The following is a 19,028-nucleotide window of genomic DNA, read 5'->3' on the forward strand; positions in this document are numbered from 1 at the left end:
ATAATTGATTTTGCGCAGTTAAGGCATGAGTGTTATGATATAAGCCTATTGATATCTGCTTGAAACATTAAATAAAATTAAAAAGCAAAGTATGAAAACAACGCAAAAAACAATCTTGGCGATCCTCGTCATAGCCATTTTAGTGGTGGGATATTTATTGTTTAACAAGCTGTCAACCGGCGGCCCCGCAAGCAATCCTGCGCCAAGCGGCCAAAATCCGGGAACTTCCACGCCTGTCTATAAAGCTCCAACCGTTTCAAAAGCGACCGCAGATGTATTAAAACAGCTGTCCACCAGCGCCAGCCAGAGCATCACCCCGCAGCAGATCAAAGACTATAGCGATAAAGTCGCGGCAGTTGCCGTCACTTCACCCGTCCTTGATGTGACCGGCTGCACCGCCACACCGAATGTATTAAAATACAACGATAAAACAACTGTTACGGTCCAGAATAAGGACACTGTTGCCCATACTCTCACATACGGTCCGTCTGATAAAGTAGTTACTCTGTACAGCGCTCCGGCGCAGTCGGTAAAATCCGTGACGTTAAATATTCTTTCAGGCCCCGGGATCTACGGTTATCTTTGCGACAAGCAAGGCCCGGCCGGAATGTTGCTGGTAGTAGCAAGCCAATAATTCCCGTTCCGATTATAAAACCGTAAATAAATAATTTACGGTTTTATTTTTTGCCCAAATCAGCTATAATATAGTACCATATGTTTGAATCGATCAAACAAATTTTTACTTTACTTTCTAAGTCAAAAAAGATCTGGCTGATCCCTTTGCTTTTACTGCTGATAATAATCGCTTTGCTGATCATCACCGCCCAAATTTCCGTTGTTCCTATTTTTTTGTATCCATTTGTATGAAGAAAGCCGTTAAACTGATAAACGATATTTTTATCGCCTTCATATTGTTGATTTTTTACTTCATTTTTGTGGGCGTATTTTTTGTTATTGTCCGGTTTTTAAATTCTCAAAATAAAAAAGCCGGCTCTTTCTGGCTTACCGATGATGAAAAATCGGCCGGCTTTGATCTGGATTCCGCTTACTAATACATGAATATCCTCGGTATTTCCGCGTTTTATCATGACAGTGCGGCGGTAATTTTGAAGGACGGGGAAATCCTGTGCGCGGCAGAGGAGGAGAGGTTCACACGAATTAAGCACGATAACCAATTCCCGTTCAAATCGGTTGAGTTTTGCCTAAAGCATTCGGGATTGTCCATCGGTAATATCGATCGCGTCGCCTATTATGAAAAACCCTTAAAAAAGTTCGAAAGGATACTTGAAAATTTTATTCAAACTTATCCTTTTTCATATGAGCAGTTTGTCAAAGGGATCCCCGAATGGCTGGGTAATAAGATAAGGGTTGAGAAAATAATAAAAAAAGAACTGGGTTTTTCCGGTAAAGTCCTGTTCGTTCCGCATCATTTGTCGCATGCTGCGGCCGCTTTTTTTTCGTCGGGACATGAGCAGTGCGCCATTCTTACCGTAGACGGAGTCGGAGAATATCAGACGACCTGTTTATGGACCGGAAATAAGAACCAGATCACTTTGCTTAAATCCCTGGATTATCCTGATTCTTTGGGTTTGCTGTATTCAACTTTTACTGCGTTTTTGGGATTCCGGGTGAATGAAGATGAGTATAAGGTCATGGGACTTGCAGCTTACGGCCAGCCGGTTTTGGTGAACGAGATCCGGAATTTGATCTTTGTCCAATCTGACGGGAGCTTTAAGCTTGATATGGAATATTTTGGGTTTCATAAAGGTTCTAGGATGTGGAGCAAGAAGTTTGAAAGGCTTTTCGGCCCGCCGCGCCTGCCGGACGAAACGGTCAGCGATTTTCACAAGAATTTGTCGGCAAGCGTACAACGGGTGGTTGAAGACGTGTATTTCCTCATCCTCAACCATTTGTATTCGCTAACGCCACAGCCAAATGTCGCCATTGCCGGCGGAGTAGCCTTAAATGCCCTGGCCAACGGCAAGATCTTTTCTCAAACCAAGTTTCAGCAAGTTCATATTTTTGGCCCAGCCGGCGACAGCGGCGCGGCTTTGGGGGCCGCGTTTTTGGTCCAAAGTCGGCTGGAACAAGGCACGGTTAACAAATTTGCCGGGAGTCTGCTTCTGGGGTCCGCGTATGAAAACGATCAGATCGAAAAAATCTTGCTGAAGAAAAATCTGGCTTATAAACAATTCACTTCGGAAGATCTGCTTTTGGAAAACCTGGCCGGTTTGCTCCAGGACGGAAGGGTGATCGGCTGGTTCCAGGGCCGGATGGAACTGGGCCCCCGTTCGCTTGGCTCCCGATCCATCCTGGCCAAACCGAACCCGAAGTCGGTCAAGGAGAAGATGAATCAAATTAAGCGGCGGGAGCAATTTCGCCCGTTCGCGGGCTCGATCCTCAAAGAACAGGCTGCAGAATTCTTTGAACTGCCTCACTATCAGGAGGATTTTCCATATATGAATTTTTGCTTTCAAGTCAGAGACGATAAGCGGGAAGTTCTGGCGGGAATAGTGCATGCCGACAATTCTTGCCGCATCCAGACCGTCAGCGCGGAAAACGGCGTGTATTACAGATTGCTGAAGAAATTTTACGAGATCAGCGGAATTCCCTGCCTGCTCAACACCAGCTTTAATTTACAGGGCGAGCCGATCGTGGAAACACCCGAACAGGCGGTGGATGATTTCCTAAGATCGCCCATGGATAATTTGGCGATCGGGGATTTTCTGATCTCGAAATAAAAAACAGTCCAATTTCGGATCTGTTTATTTTTTGCAATCTATCAGATTCTGTGTCAGATAATTATATAAATCTTGAGCGATTATTTTGCTTCCGGCAGCGTTAGGATGGGGGTCTCCCGGACGAACGATATTATTGTCATCTGTTAGGTTGCCGATCTTATCATCGAAAAATGTATTCTGTGAAGCACCGGTAAGCCCTTTGATTTTGTTGACATTTTCCGAAGACAGCAGCCCCGGGGAAGTAAAGAAAAGAAGTTTATTATTGAAATATTTCCTGATCGACGTCAAAGCATTAATTTCATAATTTTCAATTTCTCCGATATTTTTCTGATTATACTCCTCTCTTTGCGCACGGAAGGCGAGTTGTTCTGGGTTAGGCGAATAATTTGCCAAATTGTCGTAGTAATCCAGGACATCATAGAACATGTCAGCGTACACGGACAAACTTCTGTCCAGTAAAAACCATGCCACCAGGTCCGGGTTGTACTTTTGCCCCCGCAGTATATATCTTTCAAGAACGTATCGGGCGTCGTATCCTCCGACCCCGAGATTTATCACTTCGAATTTTTTAATATTTTTGCATTGCAGATTGCTGTTCAGCATGTCTTCCAGGCGTTCAGAAAAATTATCATTCGTGTCAAGATATAATCCGAATGTCATGGAGTCACCCAGAGTTATAATTCTGTATGTCGCCGGGGGTTTTTCTGTGGTATAATCATAACGCTCGTTGAGGGAATCGGAATTAATTGTGTTGGTGGATTCATAATCCAGCCAATCAGGTTTGTTCTTCAGGCTGACATTCGGCTTTGGCTCATAAAAATGTTTGAGATCGTTGGAAATTGTGAACTGAAAATCCGCTTTATTTAGCGGGTGAACAGTCGTTTCATGTAAGATTTTTTCGCGTTTAATGTAGTTGAAAGCCAAAAAGACGATAATTAATATTTCAAAAATCACTAAACCTGTAAAGACAGATTTTTGTTTCATATAAATATAGAATAGGTATAATCTATTTTCATTATAACACAAGCAAAAATATAATTTCGCCGGTATCGCGTTTATAAGACGAAACATGATCTCCAAACCTAGTAATAAATTTTTTATAGCCTTGACATTTTTTTTGTCAGGGATATTTTTAATTTTGTTTGTCTTAAACAGCCAGTTCACAAAATACTTGAGCGTAAAGCATATTAACGTCACGCTCACAAAAGACGGTTTTCAGCCGGGCAAGATCGAGATCAAGCAGGGCGATACCGTGACGTTTGTTTCAGATCTGGACAAGCCGTTTTGGCCGGCTTCAGACCTTCATCCAACCCATCTTTTGTATCCCGAATTTGACCCCAAACAGCCCATCGAGCCGGGCAAGACCTGGACATTTAAATTTGATAAAGCCGGAATATGGACTTACCACAATCATCTCGATCCTGATATATTAGGGACCATCATTGTTCACAGCGCAGGTAACAGTAAAACCGCTAAAATAGACCCGTCTTCCTGCGACGGGCTTTCCGATGATGTCGAGAAATTGAAATGCTGGAGCACTTCGCTGAACAATGTATTGGAATATCAGGGGATCGAAGCGGCCTTCGGCACGCTCGATAGCTGGTTAAAATCAGAGCCCGATTTTGAACCTTATTGCCATACTTTGGTGCATGAGGTCGGCGCTAAGGCTTACGATCTTTTTTCGGAACATAAGAGCTTTGGACTCACAGACCAGACATCGCTCTGCGGCTACGGATTTTACCATGGATTTACGGAAACCCTGGCTGCTGAGGGCGGCGGCATTGCTCAGGCCCGGCAGTTTTGTTCTTTCGTTTATGATGAATTGGGAAGTAAATTACCCGGAATTCTCGACCAATGTTACCACGGTTTTGGCCACGGGTCTGTTGACATCCATAACGAGGGTATTTGGGGGGATGAGATCGCGATGATACAGCCCGCCTTAAAAATGTGCCGCGCCGTGGCAACTGATTCCGAGAAGCTGTTCCGTTGCGGCACGGGGATGTTTGATTCGATCTCTATAGGTTATTTTACCCATGATTATAATTTAAAAATGAATTCCACAGATCCTTTTTGGCTGTGCCGGCAGCAGAAAGAGGAAGAATTTAAGCAGTCATGCTACGTGAGTTTGGATCCCGCTCTTTTACTGATGGAAAATATGGATTTTTCTAAAGCGTCCAAATTTATTGAAAATATAAAAGAGGATCAACATGCGACTTTGGCCATGGGGAGCCTGGCTTTGCCGGTTTATTGGATCAAGGACAGGTCAGGCCGGGAAGCCGCCTCAAAAATGGATAATTTTTACCAAACCCAAGGGGTTGCTTCCTGCAGAACCTTGCAGAAACGCTTGATTGAGCCGTGCATAAAAAGCATTGCATATGCTTTGACAATGGATGAATCGCGCACCAAACAGTACCAGGAAGGACTTAAGTTCTGCCGGAGGACTGATCTGACTTCAGCTGAAAGCGGCGACTGCTTTAATACCGTGATCAGCACCCTTTCAGAGATTTACCCGAAAGATGAATTGGGTGTTATCTGCAATCAAGAATTGAAATCCGAAGATAAAATATATTGTCAGGGGAAAATTTAGCGGATTATTTGCAGGTGATCAATTTATTGGCCAGCAAATAATTCAGCAGATCTTGGGCTATGGCCTTGTGTCCTTCCGGGTTCGGGTGCTGGTCGGGAAAGACCTTGCCTGCTTTCACCAGATCCAGCGGGCTTTCGTAGAGATAGGTCCCATCACGCGATTTGCTGTAATTTTCCAACAACAACGCGGGATTGGTTGTAGTAGATGGGAGCAGGTATTTCGGAGCATAGATCAGCAGATTGTTTTTATATAAGCTGTTAAATTCATTGAAAGCCTGCATGTTGTAGTCGACAATTTCCTTCACTGATAATTGTTTGAGGCTGTCTTTGAAAGCCTGATCCCAGACATTAAAAACTTGCGGTTCGATCAGACCACCGCCCAGTTTATTCAGATAGTCGTTGACTTTCGGGAGCAGAATTTCGTTAATATAGTCAATATCGTCATACTTTAAGAACCAGATGACCAGATCTGGATCGTATTTTTGTCCCCGAAGTTTGTACCGCTCTTCCGAATATTTAACATCATATCCCTGAACAGCCAAGTTGATCACTTCAAATTTTTTGTAAGTCGTACAGCCCATGCCGTTTAATTCATCTTCCAGGACCTTAGGATAACTCTGTTCATTATTGACGAATAACCCGTACGTGAAAGAATCACCCAGGGTGATAATCCGGAATGTGCCCGGAGGTTTGTCGGGCGTGTAATCAGTAGTGCCGCGGAGCGTATCGTGGTTTATGTGATAGGTCGGCTTAATTTTCAACCAGTCTGGTACGCCGTTATTTGCCTCGCTATCGGCCTTCGGTTCGTAGAAATATTTCAGACTCGATTGGTCGGGAAAAGTTACGCTGCTGCCCGCGATCGTGCTGAAAGAAGGAGTTGACGATAATATTTTCTTCCTGTGATAATCCGTGACAAGATAAACCACAGCTTCAAGTTCAAGAAGGATTATCAAGATTATAGCAAGGTTTCTGAATTTTCTTTTTGTATCGTTCATGCGGCAGGAGGGTTGACTGATGACTTTACTTTTCATATTATAGCATAGGATTTGACGCTTCTTCCCATGAAACTAAAACGCTATTATTTTTATTTAGTCGCAGCCTTGGCTCTTCTGATAGTTGGGTTGATCTTTGTTTATGCCGGTTCTGCCAAAGGCTTGAAGTTAGCTTCAATATTTGAACAGGGCAACCGTTCCTCGCACACCATCGTGCTTTCCAAGGGCGGCTTCAGTCCCGGCAACCTTACCATAAAAAAAGGGGATTGGGTGACTTTCACCACTACTGCCGGTCAGCAATTTTGGCCGGCCTCAGACCCTCACCCTACACACAGCATCTATCCGGATTTTGATCCGAAACGGCCTGTCGATCCGGGTAAATCATGGAGTTTTCAGTTTGAAAAAGAAGGAACTTTCCCGTATCACGATCACTTTATTCCAAGCCTGGGAGGAACCATTGTCGTCGGCCACGCGAGTGAGATCGGAGAGAATTGCGCTGAAGATACTCAAAATCAATATTTGTGTTGGTCGAAAATGATCGATGAATCTTTGCGCAATAACGGGCTTAATTCAGCTTTCTCGCTGGTAGAAAACTTATATCAGACGCAGCCGGCATTTGCCGGCGATTGCCACCTGTTCCTTCACAAGCTGGGACAGGCGGCCTATGAAGAATTTGCAGATAAACAGGACATTGCCTTGACCAGCGCGTCCGCCTACTGCGGTTACGGGTTTTATCACGGTTTTATGGAAAGTCTGCTTATGCAGTCGAACAATTATTCTAAGGCTTTGGAGTTTTGCCAAAAAGTTTCAGCAGAAATGTCGCAATCCTTGTCTGATGCGTGTTATCATGGAGTAGGGCATGGCGCCATGGCCGTGGGCACTATTGACCAAGCGACCTGGGGCAAGCCCGATTCTTTGGTAAGCAAGGCTTTGGCGATCTGCAATAAAGTGGCAGACTCTTCGGTAAATGTCGCGCGCTGCGCTTCCGGCTCGTTCATGGAAATTTCAAGTTATTTGTCGGGCAGCCAGTATGGTTTGTCCGCAGACGCAAAAAATCCGCTGAAGATATGCCAAGCTCAAACCGCAGAAGACATAAAAACGACCTGCTATGCCCAGATGTATCCTGTTCTGCAGGCAGTGAGCCGCGGGAGCGTGCCCGCTGCGATCAAATATATAGAAGCGATCCCGGAAGATAATTACGCGGAAGAATCGGTAGAAACCCTTCTCGGGTCCATGGCCGGGATAAACAGCGATCAGTCAAAAAACGTGCAGGCTTGCTCTGCGGCGCAAAAGCGCCTGCAAGCCAAGTGTATCAGCGGAATTGCCTTAAGCTTTATGCTGAACGGCACACCTAACGAACAGTATAAGCAGGCGGCCGCCTTCTGCAGCACCGGCGGTTTGACGGGCATTGAGAGAGATTCGTGTTATGATCTGATCGTAAATGAATCCAAGAATACTTATTCTGGTTCTCAGCTCCAAAATGCCTGCCAATCCCTGCCCAGTTATTATCAAAAAAAATGTTTGTAAAAAATAACCGCAAATTTTTTATTATCGCCGTCGCGCTGATCTTATTTTTCCTGGGCGAATTGTTATTTTTGTCAGGCAAATTCCGGTCCGTCAAACCCGAGGCCAAGCCGGTTGCGGTAAACAGCCCGCCTGCAGATGCCGAAAAAACGGATCAAAGTTTGCAAATTTCCGCACTGGAGCAGAAAGTGAAAGACGATCCCAATGATGCGAATTCGTCGAACAACCTGGCCAGTCTATATTTTCAAACCGGAAAATTTGACCAGGCCAAAGATCTATATTCTAATGTTCTCAAAATCAATCCGAAAGACGTCGGAGCGATGACCGGTTTGGCGAATGTCCTGCGTTACCGCGGAGAATATGCCGAATCAGAAAAATTGTATCTGGAAGCGATAAAAATCGATCCGGGCAATGCCTGGTCATACATTGATTTCGGGAAACTCTATCGTGACTGGAATAAACCGGCCCAAGCCGAAGCGGTTTTAATGCAAGCCGCGAAACTCAACCCCAAAGATGATAGGATATATTCTTACGGCCTGGGGTTTTTGTACAGAGATGAAGGCCGGCTTCCCGAAGCGGAAAAAATGTTCAACAAAGCCCTTCAGCTGAACCCGAATGATTATAATTACATGTCCATGGGCGATATTTACCGCGATGAGGGCAAATTTGCGGAATCAGAAACCATGTTCAAAAAAGCCCTTGAGTTAAATCCCTTGAACGAAGCTTATATGGGTATGGGGTATCTATACCTTCAGGAAGGTAAATTGGATAAAGCTGAAGAATCTTTTCAAACGTACTTGAAGCTGATCAAGCCGAAAAGCGAGGTCTATGAAGGCTTGGGCTACATCTATATCTCACAGGGCAAGCTTGCCGACGCGGAGAATGCGTTCAAAAACTCCATTGCAGTCAACCCGCACTTGTTCGGATATTTGGGCTTAGCCAGGGTCTATAATGTTGAAGGCAAGAAAGACGAAGCCATACAGGCATTGAAAAAATCCATTGAATTGAATCCGGATGACAAAGCGGGGCCGGCCTTACTTAAACAATTGGAAGGATGAGAACTTTAGCCAACAAAAATTTTTTTCTTGTTCTCGCTGCCGCGATTTTGCTTGCCGGTTTGATTTTGGTTTTAGCTCATGCCAAAACCAGATCTCTTGCCGCCGGCAAGCAACAAACATCTGCTGGGACCGACTGCTCCGCTTCAAACAACCAAGAGCTATGCTGGCAGCAGCAGATGAAACAGACATTGCAATCGCAAGGCCTGCCCGCGGCATTTGATATACTGGCAAATCTTTACGACACTGCGCCGGCGTTTGCCTCGCAGTGCCATGCCTTTACCCACGAGCTGGGCCAGGAGGCATATGAAATGTTCGCATCGCACCAGGACTTCGAGCTTAATTCCAAAACCCAGTATTGCGGTTACGGGTTCTATCACGGTTTTATGGAAACGCTGCTGCAGAGCACAGGCGATGTCAGTCAGGCGCAGAATTTTTGCGCCTATGTCGGAAAGAAGCTTGCCGGCCAAACGTCCGACGGCGAGGGCGCCTGTTATCACGGCATCGGCCATGGCGCCGTCGACGGCACGGATATAAAAGCCTGGGGAAACCCGCAGGCAATGATCGATCCCAGCTTAAAGCTTTGCAAATTTGCTTCCGGCGACAACCAGCAATTTTTATACCGCTGCGTGACGGGTGTTTACAATGCTTTGGAAATACTTTCTTCTGACCCCCAGTACAAGCTGACAATGATCCAGAAAAATCCTTTCTGGCTGTGTCCGAGCCAGCCGGAATTTTATAAAGAACCGTGTTACACGAATATGCTGCCGTCCCTGCTTAGGTTTACAAATAATGACTTGGTGAAATCCGAGAAAATGATAGAAAAAATTCCTGAACAGACAGCCATAAAAACCACTGTCTCATACAGCCTGTTCCATGAATTTATCCGGCTGAATTTGGAGCGGCCGAATTATAATATAGAAAATGGCGTGCAGATCTGCCACGGTCTGGCAGACCCTTACCGTCTGTCATGTATCGAAGGCTTGGCCGGCGGACACATGAAATACGGCGATCCCCAACAGGCGTACGTCAAAGGCCTGGCGTTTTGTAAAATGCCGATCTTGAAAAGCGACGAAGAGGATTCATGCTATAATACAATCCTGACACGCCTGCCGATCTGGTATTCTCCGGCAAAATCCGCTGAGATCTGCAGTTCCGTGGATGTAAAATTCCAAACTTACTGCCGATAAACTTTTTATGAATAAAAAAATAATAATTATTCTGCTGTGCGTCATTGTGCTTGTTCTGGGAGTCTACGCTTATAAATTAGCTTTCGTAAAGCCGTCTGACGCGGGGACAAGCCAGGCTGACTCAAATTCCGAACCGGCTAAGTTTTCGACCCAGGATAAAATATTGCCGACCGATGTCGTCGTGAAAGTGACGGACAACGGTTTTGTGCCGGACTCGGTTACTGTTAAAAAAGGGACTCCGGTCGTGTGGCTGAACCAGACCAGCAGTTTTGTCTGGCCGGCGTCCGACCCACACCCCCTGCATACGGACTATCCCGGGTTCGATCCGCAGGAGCCGTTCAAGAATGGCGAAACTTGGGCTTTTACTTTTGACCGCGTGGGAAATTGGGGATACCATAACCACCTGCAGCCCAGCATGAAGGGAACTGTGCACGTAACTGAATGATTGCGGTTGATTTTCCTTATGACTTCTAAGCCTCGGTTGAAAATCGGGATTGTCTGCTACCCGTCAGTCGGAGGGAGCGGAATAGTTGCTACCGACCTTGGCAATCAATTGGCCCTTTTGGGGCACGAAATCCATTTCATCAGCTATGAACGGCCTTTTCGTCTTGGCTCCAATTCCGCAAATGTTTTTTTTAATCAAGTAAAGATAAATGAATATGAACTGTTTCGCTATCCGGATTACACCCTACCTTTGGCAGTGAAGATCGGAGACATAAGCCAAAAATACAGCCTTGACATCATCCACGCTCATTATGCAATTCCTCACGCGACTGCCGCTTTGCTGGCAAAAAATATAGTCAGACATTGCAGCCAGCAGAAGCCCAAAGTGGTAACTACTCTCCACGGCACTGATATTACCCTTTTGGCCCGCGATCCGAACTTGCGTTCGATCATTCAGTATTCGATCGAAGAGTCGGATGGGGTCACTGCCGTTTCCAACAGCTTGCGCGAAGAAAGCATCAGTCTGCTGGGGATCAAAAAAGCCGTCGAAGTCATTTATAATTTTTATCAGCCCAAGATCCCGGCCATACCGGCAGCGCAAATAAGGAAGGATTTGGGGATCGGAACGGACGAATTTATGGTTATTCACCTTTCCAATCTTCGTCCCGTCAAACGCATTCCGGACCTCCTGCGAATAGTCGCCGCGTCGAAGCATGTGCGCAAACTGAAGCTGGTGATCTTATCCGGCGGCAATTTTGAGCAATTCCTGCCGCTGGTTGACGAGTTAAAATTGAAAAACAACATCATTGTCCGCGAAAACATTTTAGATATTGAAAATTATATCAATGCAGCCGATCTGGGCATTTATCCGTCCGAAACGGAAAGCTTCGGCATGGGTATTTTAGAAACCCTGAGCTTCGGTAAGCCTGTTCTGGCCAGCAATTCAGGAGGCATTCCCGAAGTCATGCAGCACGGCAGAACCGGATATCTCTATCCGGTGGGAGATGTCCAATCGTTCACACAAGGCCTTGATGAACTGATCGAAAATCCTCAAGAAAGGCAGAAGATGGGGGAGCGGGGCAAGGTTCGGGCCCAAAGCTTATTTAATACCGAGAAAATAGTTAAAGAATATTTTGATTTTTATCAAAAAACCCTGAATTCCTAGGCATTTTGCTATCATTTGACAAATCCGGGCGAAAGGTGTAAATTATTGTGTTATAGTAGAGATATAGGATTCTTCTTTTTCGGTTATTCAGTTATGTATAATTTTTGGCCTCCAAGGAGGATGCCATGCGACGGTTGATCATCTCGTTCGTGTTTGTGCTTGCGGCACACGCTCACGCGTTCGCCGCGGATCCGCCCGGACCGGTTCAGCAGGCCTACAGCGAGCGGCAGCTGACCGCAATCGAAGCGGCCATCGGCGATTCTGCTGCCGTGATCTGGCAAGCTGCTAATCAGCAATCGGCCGAGGTCAAGACCAAGCTTGTCTTGGGACTTGAAACGAACAGGAAGAAGAACGGGTTCGTTCTCCTGGACGGGAACAAGCCGCTGATCGGTCTCTTGCAGCAGCAGTATGACAAACTGAAGCCAGGGAACCCGCGTCCCGTTGTGATCCATTTGTTCCGTAGCAATTCGGAGCAATTCAACACAATCGGCGACGATGTCTACCTCGATGCCGCCACTGTCAGAGGACTTTCAGGGATGGCGGGCGGACAACTCGTCCTGCTCGGAATTCTGGCTCATGAAGTCAGCCACGAACCTGCCGACTTCGCGCGAATCCAGCTGTTCGGATCGCAGAATTTCACGCCGGATCTGAAAAAGATCCTCATACAGCGCCTTGAAAATCGCACAGATGAACGTGCAGTCAAGATGCTGGAAGATGCAGGGCTTGACCCCGCCGTGATGATCCGCGTTGTTCAGATGCTCATCGAGAGCAATCCGAATGAAGCCACGCGGCTCGCGGCTCGGAAGGGCCGGATCGAAGAAGTGATCAAAGCCCGCACTGTGGCTACCGCCGGCTCGCGCTAAGGTTTGCCTTATGCGATCGGACTTTTTGACTTAGGAGATAGCAGATCAACATCTGCTTCACCTGGGTCTTTTTCTTTTACATTTTTTTTAAAATATGTTTTAATAAGCTGGTATTGTAGATAATTAAAAAACCGGATGGGAAACAAAAAAAACCTTACAATACTTGCGGTTTTAACGCTAATTTTTGTAACCGGGGTTTATTTGGCTTATAGATATAGGACCCCGGTACACCAGGTTCAAATCGGTCTTTTTGATGAAACTGAGTCGCCCGACGCAGCCTATACGATTACTTTCCCTAATGTAACCAGAATGGTTTTTAGCCCCGACCAGAAGCCTTTAAGCGATTTGGTTTATTCCTTGAATTCCGGGCCCCAATATTTTATTGTTACCTATAATAACGGTAAAAAGGGTGATGAGGTTACTTTCAATGCAATTGGCACGGTAGATGAATTAATGAGTTTTTATTCAGGTCAAAAAAATTATCAGGTCATAAAAAAATACAGTAATGACAAGCAAGGCTTTGTAGAGTTAATCCAAGGCACGACAAGCATCAGGGTTTTACTGATACAGCAAACCCCAGCTACGACGGTAAAAGTTACTATTCAAGGAATAACCAATTGATATGAAACGTAACTTATATTATTTATTGGCTTTCTTGTTCCTGGTTTTTATTGTTTTATCGCCGTCCAAAGAAGCGAAGGCGAACTCCACAACGTGTTACACGGCGGAAGGGACCGGAGGATCCGAGAATTTTTATTGTACCCCGGCAAACGGATATACATGTGATTGCGGCGCTAACAGTGCCAGTTGTACCGATAACGGATCATATACTTGGCACGATGCCTATGGGAATTCCGGAACTTGCTGGTCGGGATCAACTTGTAGCTGCACCACTACTTCCTATTCTTGTGGGGGCGGATCTACCTGCGATGGTCCTGTAAATGGAACCGGAAACGGCACTCCCGGACAGACCGTTTGCGGTACGAACGGATGGACGTACACCTGCACTGCTCCGGGAAGTTGGATCGGGGGGCCGGGTTTTGGAAGTACATGTCCTGCTTGCTATTCTCAATCATCCTACTACTCTCAATCCAGTTATTACTCCCAATCATCCTACTACTCTCAATCCTCCTACTATTCCCAATCTTCTTATTACTCCCAAGCAGCCTACTACGCCCAATCAGCATACTACTCTCAGGCAACCTATTATAGTCAAGCAACTTATTACTCCCAAGCCGCCTACTACGCCCAATCAGCATACTACTCTCAAGCAACCTATTATAGTCAGGCAACCTACTACTCCCAGGCAGCATATGTAGTAGCTCCCACAGCCCCGACCCTGACCAAAGTGGATAATATCAATACCGATGCTTCGGTGCCCTGTTCTAAGCTGAAAGTAACCTGGACTGATAACTCCGGCAATGAAACCGGCTTCATAGTCCTGCGATCAACCACATCAGGCTCAGGGTATGCCAATATCTCAGGCAACCTGCCTGCCCAGAGCGGCACAGGCACCTTTGGCACTTACCTGGATACCCCTCCTTCCACCGGAGTGACCTATTTCTATGTGGTCCAGGCCTTCAATGCCGGGGGCAACAGCCAGTCAAACGAGAAGAGCATCATGAACGTTGTCTGTTCTGCCAACTTTGCCAATACAACGAAGTTTGTCAGTAAGGTCAACGGCAACCCCTATAGTCCCAGCACTTCAGTCAATAACGGGGATACCCTGACCTACCAGATCACCCTGGTCAATTCCGGCCCTTCTGCAGCCACGGTCAACTACATCTGCGACACTGTCTCTTCCAACCTGACCAATCTTAGGAACCTGACGGTTACAGGCCCGGGCTCTGTTAATGGGGGACTGACAGCCAACAGCCCTACCTGCTCCGGTAATTATCTGTTTAACATCTCAGGCAACAAGGATGTGACCAATAACTGGATCATTACCTATGATGCCAATGTCAGCACCGCATCCGCCGATATCCAGGAAGTGGTGACCAATACCTTTACCATCCATTACACTGATTCTTCAGCCAAAAGCTTCTCAGGCTCAGCCCCGAACATCATTGTCAATTCCTCCACAGGCAAGACCCCGATCATCAGGGAAGTCGGGCCGTAGAAATGTTCGAAAAAGTCTGATAAAATAAATTATAAACACAAAATTTATGGCAAACAGATATATCGCTTTGATCATAGTTTTGATAGCTCTCGCGATCGGGGGAGTATTCATCGGAGTTGTGTATTGGATCAATTTCCCGGTCAAAGCTCCTGCAACCGGACAAACAAGCACCACAACAACCAGCGCGTCTGCGGTAAATCCGGCTCCTTCACTCCCTCAAGCAGTCCCTGCCTCAACTCCCGAAGATTTGCTGAAAGTAATGCGCACGTATGCAAAAATCTCCGTCCCGGAAATTGCCTCGCAAACAGATGCCACAGCCAAGGACATACCCAGTCCCATTGCCACTTTACTCGGATCACAAACAAACTTAAAGGTAACAGCTGTGAATTATGCGAACAAATCATCCGGGCTTATTATTGAATTTGCAGAGCCGAAAAATGTTCAGGATACTTTTACCATATTCCGTCACCCCAGCAGCGATTGGAACGTATTGTCGGGAACTAATGCTCCTATGGCCGCTTTAGTTGATCTGGATAATGCCAATTACTCTGTTGTAATTGAATTGAGCCAAGTTGCGGATACCCAAACAGCGGTAAAGACCTGGGTCATAAAGAAGTAATGAATTAAATAAACAACAGTTTGAAACAAATACGCAAACAATTAGTGCTGTATATTGTGCTAGGCCTTGCAACTGCCATGGTATTTTTTGCAGTGCCTCATTCTTCAGCTGATACGATTTGGTGTTCTACTTTCCAATTTTGCAATGGAGGCGCTTCCTGTGCACCAAATCCATCAATGGCTCCAACCGATTGCCCTTCTACTGGCCATTGTTCAGATAATGGTTTTTCAATATGCGGCGATTTTCTTTATTGCGATAATGGTAATTATGCCATTTGCGATGCAACATACTCCCAATCCTCCTACTACTCCCAATCCAGTTATTACTCCCAGGCAGCCTATTATTCCCAACCATCCTATTATTCTGAACCGCAATATTATCGCTGGCAGGGAGGCGGGGGATGCATATGTATGCCGGCCAATCCAGGTGACTGCGTCATAACCAACACTGCAAATTGCACGGTAAACTCTAACTGCGCTGGTCTTCCTGCCTGCTACTCTCAATCCTCCTACTATTCCCAATCAGCTTACTACGCCCAATCAGCATATTACTCCCAATCAGCATACTATTCTCAAGCGTCATATGGCGGCGGTTATTCCCAAGCAGCTTACTACGCCCAGTCTGCATACTATTCTCAGGCAGCCTATGCGGGTTACTCTGAAGCATCCTACTATTCCCAAGCAGCCTACTATGCCCAGGCATCGTATGTCTCTGCTCCAACCGCTCCTTCAGGCGTGGCTGTGGACAATGGCACTTGCGGCCAATTGACCGTGACCTGGACTGATAATTCCAACAATGAGACCGGTTTTACAATATGGAGATCAACCACATCAGGCTCAGGGTATGGCCAGGTCGGCAGCGTAGGCCCTAATATTACGTCATTCCCAGACACCCCTCCTACCCCAGATATGACCTATTATTATGTGGTCCAGTCGGTCAATGCCGGAGGAAGCACCCAGTCAGTATTAGAAGCAAGCGCTTACGACAACCCGTGTGTTGCCAATTTATCCGGGACCGCCAAGGTCTTAACCCAGATCAACGGCGCAGCCTATTCTTCAAGCACTTCCATCAACGCCGGGGACGTGCTGACATACCAGATCACGATCATCAATTCCGGCAATGCCCCTGCTGATATCACTTTCATCTGCGACACCGTCTCTTCCAACCTGACCAATCTTCGGAACCTGACGGTTACAGGAACCGGCTCTTCGGGTTCAGGTTCTGCCATAGTATCCAACGGCGGCTGCGGAGCAGGCAGCTACAAGTTCAACGTTACAGGAGCCAAACAGCCCTCTCCTCCTGACCCAGGCAACTGGATAATTACCTATGATGCCACAGTCACCCCGGCCAGTGCTGATATCCAGGAAGTGGTGACCAACAGCTTTGTCATCCATTACAACAACAACGGAGCTAAAACCTTTGCAGGCTCCTCCCCGAGCATCCTCATCAATGCCTCAGCAGGCCAGGCCCCGAACTTCCATGAAGTGACGCCGTAGAATGCTTAGGCGATAAATTTGATTTAGCGACCAAAGAGCAGCTTAGAGATAGGCCGCTCTTTGTTTTATCCTATTTCTATTGACAGTATCATTATTTGCGAGTAAACTGATATATTACGATACTAATACCGTAGCGGCTTGCTCTACTTAAAGAATAGTGTCGCAACCAAGCCTTTCAAAAAAGGTTTAAAGAATTCAATCCGCAGGAGGGTGTGATTTTATGAAGCGTCTAGTCGCCTTAGCTTTCGGCTCGCTGTTCGTCGCGGCCTGCAGCAAGGAAATGCAGTCGCCCGCAGCTCCCGCCGCGCCTCAGCCGCAGGCCACGGTCTCTGTGCTTGGCACACTGTCGCTCGTCAGTTGCGATGACGGCGGCCCGGGCCATGGCACTCCCGCCTGCACTTTCTCGGGAATCGTCCGGAACAACGGACCGGATTGTGCCGCAGGTATCCAGGGGACCACGACCGTCTTAGTTCAATTTGGCGGCGTGGCTCAGTCATGGAGCGTTAACGCCACGTTGCGGCCTCAAGAAACGACGCAGTTCACTGTTTTTGGCTTCAGTCAGGGAGAGATCCAAACGGGCAAGCCGGAATCTTCGGCTTCAGCCAGAGGGGTAACCTGCCCGTAGCGAATTCACGCGGAGAGCGTTCATTTTCAAGTGAACCTCTGCCGCGTTTTCTTTTTGCCTGACCTTGCAAATTTTTGTTTTTAATCATGCTATAATTCACTTGAAGTTTTAATTTATGAAACTAATTCCCAAGCGCTATTTGATAATAGTAAGCATCTTTGTCATCGGAATATTTTTAACCGTTGCAGCTTACAGCACGCTTCGCTTTCATGAGAAAAATAAAACACCAGTTTCTGCGGACAGCGCAAAGTCTGAACCTATCGTCCGATCACCTCAGGAAATGCTTAAGGAGCTGAGCAGGAACTCCCCTCAATTAGGAAGTCCAAACGCCCCGATTCAGGTCGTGGAATTTGCGGATTTTCAATGCCCATACTGCGAACAGTTTTATGCCACTGCTTTTAATCAGATAAATGATAAGTATGTTAAAACAGGAAAGGTAAAATTTATTTTTGCCGACGCCCCGATCATCGGAGAAGAGTCGACGATCGCGGCCCGCGGAGGCAAGTGTGCGGATGAGCAGGGAAAATTTTGGGACTATTACAATTATTTGTTTCAGCATCAGAAACCCGAGAATAACGGCAACCTGAGAACATCTAATTTGAAAAAGATAGCTTTGCAGATCGGTCTCGATGGAGAGCAGTTTGACGCTTGCCTGGATTCGCAAAAATACGCTTCCGAGGTATCTGATGAATTGAAACTTTTCGGCGTGCTTGGCATTACCGGGACGCCTGGATTTGTCATTAATGATCAGGTAGTATCAGGCTATAAAGCGGGGGTAATTCAGGGGATAATTGATAAAGAATTGAAGTCTATCGATCCGAATCCTTGACATTTGCCTGATTTGTTTTTTTATTGTATATTAAATTTGCTGTAATACCCCAAAAAATGAAATAAAATGAATAAAGCAGTCAAATGGGTTCTTATTGTAATCTTGATTTTGGGTGTAATAATCAGTGCTGGGTTCCTTGCAGTGAAATACTGGCCTAAGAATACCAATTCTCAGGCGAACATTCTTCAAAGAGAACAAGCAGCGGATGCCTATGTTCCAAGCAAAGACCCGGCAGCTGATCTGGCGGCAGACAAACAGAAACTTCTTAAGCTCGCTACGTTAAATTTTCTGGCGATTGATACGTCTGAGGTTTCCGATGTGCCTTCGGATCTGAATTTTTTGAAGATAAAGGATGCCACAAATTTAGTATCAAATAAAGTCAGCTACACTGACGGTTCAAATGGATTTTTGATAACAATGGATCTGGATTATCCTCTGTTTTCCGCCTATCAGACCGAAGCCAGGAGCATACACTATGAACAAGGCTGGAGCCAGATTTATGGAGCTATCACTAATACATTTGCTTTGCTGGAAGCAAAAAATAATACCAATCAGATCCAGATCAGGTTTACAAGATTATCAACCGAACTTACAACCGTCGAGATTAAAGTACTGACGAAATGACAATATCAAACAAATTTTTATTCATAATTATTATTTTGGCGAGTGTTGGGGCTCTGTTTGTTACTGTAAAAATTAGCAATGCACAGACTTGTTGGACTTATGGCTGTGATGGGGTGAGTGGTGAATGCAGGGTTGCCGGCAATACTTGCGGGGGCG

The 19,028-nt window shown here is 46.1% G+C and carries 20 protein-coding genes; 18 read left to right on the plus strand and 2 right to left on the minus strand.

Features of this window, described 5'->3' with window-relative positions; translation table 11 throughout:
• Positions 1-91: 91 nt before the first annotated feature.
• From WDN47_00365 to WDN47_00380, 4 genes are all read left to right on the plus strand, one after another.
• Positions 92-634 carry a hypothetical protein gene (locus WDN47_00365; GenBank protein MEJ0021019.1) on the plus strand — a complete coding sequence of 181 codons (543 nt, stop codon included), beginning with the start codon at positions 92-94 and terminating at the stop codon, positions 632-634.
• An 80-nt stretch (positions 635-714) separates the two neighbouring features.
• Positions 715-867 carry a DUF5989 family protein gene (locus WDN47_00370; protein ID MEJ0021020.1) on the plus strand — a complete coding sequence of 51 codons (153 nt, stop codon included), beginning with the start codon at positions 715-717 and terminating at the stop codon, positions 865-867.
• Positions 864-1,052, plus strand: coding sequence for a hypothetical protein (locus WDN47_00375; protein MEJ0021021.1), 189 nt, complete (start codon positions 864-866; stop codon positions 1,050-1,052). The genes WDN47_00370 and WDN47_00375 overlap by 4 nt, the downstream gene beginning before the upstream one ends.
• Before the next feature lie 3 nt (positions 1,053-1,055).
• Positions 1,056-2,741 carry a carbamoyltransferase N-terminal domain-containing protein gene (locus WDN47_00380; GenBank protein MEJ0021022.1) on the plus strand — a complete coding sequence of 562 codons (1,686 nt, stop codon included), beginning with the start codon at positions 1,056-1,058 and terminating at the stop codon, positions 2,739-2,741.
• 24 nt (positions 2,742-2,765) lie between these two features.
• Here the strand turns inward: WDN47_00380 and WDN47_00385 are convergent, their stop codons facing one another.
• Positions 2,766-3,725 carry an SGNH/GDSL hydrolase family protein gene (locus WDN47_00385; protein MEJ0021023.1) on the minus strand — a complete coding sequence of 320 codons (960 nt, stop codon included), beginning with the start codon at positions 3,723-3,725 and terminating at the stop codon, positions 2,766-2,768.
• Between the two features lie 85 nt (positions 3,726-3,810).
• Here WDN47_00385 and WDN47_00390 point away from each other — a divergent pair, with 85 nt between their 5' ends.
• On the plus strand, positions 3,811-5,328 hold the full coding sequence (locus WDN47_00390) for a hypothetical protein (protein MEJ0021024.1): 1,518 nt from the start codon (positions 3,811-3,813) through the stop codon (positions 5,326-5,328).
• A 4-nt stretch (positions 5,329-5,332) separates the two neighbouring features.
• Here WDN47_00390 and WDN47_00395 read toward each other — a convergent pair whose 3' ends face one another.
• Positions 5,333-6,322 carry an SGNH/GDSL hydrolase family protein gene (locus tag WDN47_00395; protein ID MEJ0021025.1) on the minus strand — a complete coding sequence of 330 codons (990 nt, stop codon included), beginning with the start codon at positions 6,320-6,322 and terminating at the stop codon, positions 5,333-5,335.
• A 66-nt stretch (positions 6,323-6,388) separates the two neighbouring features.
• Between WDN47_00395 and WDN47_00400 the strand changes: the two genes are divergently transcribed.
• The 13 genes from WDN47_00400 (at position 6,389) to WDN47_00460 (ending at position 18,872) form a co-directional block, all read left to right on the plus strand.
• Positions 6,389-7,846, plus strand: coding sequence for a hypothetical protein (locus WDN47_00400; protein MEJ0021026.1), 1,458 nt, complete (start codon positions 6,389-6,391; stop codon positions 7,844-7,846).
• Entirely contained in the window at positions 7,837-8,901 is a 1,065-nt protein-coding gene (locus WDN47_00405) for a tetratricopeptide repeat protein (protein ID MEJ0021027.1), read from the plus strand. Before WDN47_00400 ends, WDN47_00405 begins: the two co-directional genes overlap by 10 nt.
• Positions 8,898-10,088 carry a hypothetical protein gene (locus WDN47_00410; GenBank protein ID MEJ0021028.1) on the plus strand — a complete coding sequence of 397 codons (1,191 nt, stop codon included), beginning with the start codon at positions 8,898-8,900 and terminating at the stop codon, positions 10,086-10,088. Before WDN47_00405 ends, WDN47_00410 begins: the two co-directional genes overlap by 4 nt.
• A gap of 7 nt (positions 10,089-10,095) precedes the next feature.
• Positions 10,096-10,533 carry a hypothetical protein gene (locus WDN47_00415; GenBank protein ID MEJ0021029.1) on the plus strand — a complete coding sequence of 146 codons (438 nt, stop codon included), beginning with the start codon at positions 10,096-10,098 and terminating at the stop codon, positions 10,531-10,533.
• A 36-nt stretch (positions 10,534-10,569) separates the two neighbouring features.
• The gene (bshA, locus tag WDN47_00420; protein ID MEJ0021030.1) at positions 10,570-11,697 is read left to right on the plus strand and encodes an N-acetyl-alpha-D-glucosaminyl L-malate synthase BshA; all 1,128 of its coding nucleotides are present in this window, start codon (positions 10,570-10,572) and stop codon (positions 11,695-11,697) included.
• Positions 11,698-11,822: 125 nt separating this feature from the next.
• Positions 11,823-12,560, plus strand: a complete 738-nt coding sequence (locus WDN47_00425) for a hypothetical protein (protein ID MEJ0021031.1) — start codon at positions 11,823-11,825, stop codon at positions 12,558-12,560.
• Between the two features lie 135 nt (positions 12,561-12,695).
• Positions 12,696-13,181, plus strand: coding sequence for a hypothetical protein (locus tag WDN47_00430; protein MEJ0021032.1), 486 nt, complete (start codon positions 12,696-12,698; stop codon positions 13,179-13,181).
• A gap of 1 nt (position 13,182) precedes the next feature.
• The gene (locus tag WDN47_00435) at positions 13,183-14,679 is read left to right on the plus strand and encodes a hypothetical protein (protein MEJ0021033.1); all 1,497 of its coding nucleotides are present in this window, start codon (positions 13,183-13,185) and stop codon (positions 14,677-14,679) included.
• 46 nt (positions 14,680-14,725) lie between these two features.
• Positions 14,726-15,298, plus strand: a complete 573-nt coding sequence (locus tag WDN47_00440; GenBank protein ID MEJ0021034.1) for a hypothetical protein — start codon at positions 14,726-14,728, stop codon at positions 15,296-15,298.
• A gap of 410 nt (positions 15,299-15,708) precedes the next feature.
• On the plus strand, positions 15,709-16,794 hold the full coding sequence (locus tag WDN47_00445; GenBank protein MEJ0021035.1) for a fibronectin type III domain-containing protein: 1,086 nt from the start codon (positions 15,709-15,711) through the stop codon (positions 16,792-16,794).
• A gap of 220 nt (positions 16,795-17,014) precedes the next feature.
• Entirely contained in the window at positions 17,015-17,419 is a 405-nt protein-coding gene (locus WDN47_00450) for a hypothetical protein (GenBank protein ID MEJ0021036.1), read from the plus strand.
• 115 nt (positions 17,420-17,534) lie between these two features.
• Positions 17,535-18,248: a thioredoxin domain-containing protein gene (locus WDN47_00455; protein MEJ0021037.1), complete on the plus strand. Its 714-nt coding sequence runs from the start codon at positions 17,535-17,537 to the stop codon at positions 18,246-18,248.
• 66 nt (positions 18,249-18,314) lie between these two features.
• Positions 18,315-18,872: a hypothetical protein gene (locus tag WDN47_00460; protein ID MEJ0021038.1), complete on the plus strand. Its 558-nt coding sequence runs from the start codon at positions 18,315-18,317 to the stop codon at positions 18,870-18,872.
• Positions 18,873-19,028: the final 156 nt, after the last annotated feature.

Source organism: Candidatus Doudnabacteria bacterium (assembly GCA_037200925.1).
In the GTDB taxonomy this organism is placed as follows: Bacteria; Patescibacteriota; Doudnabacteria; order UBA920; family O2-02-FULL-48-8; genus JBDTSL01.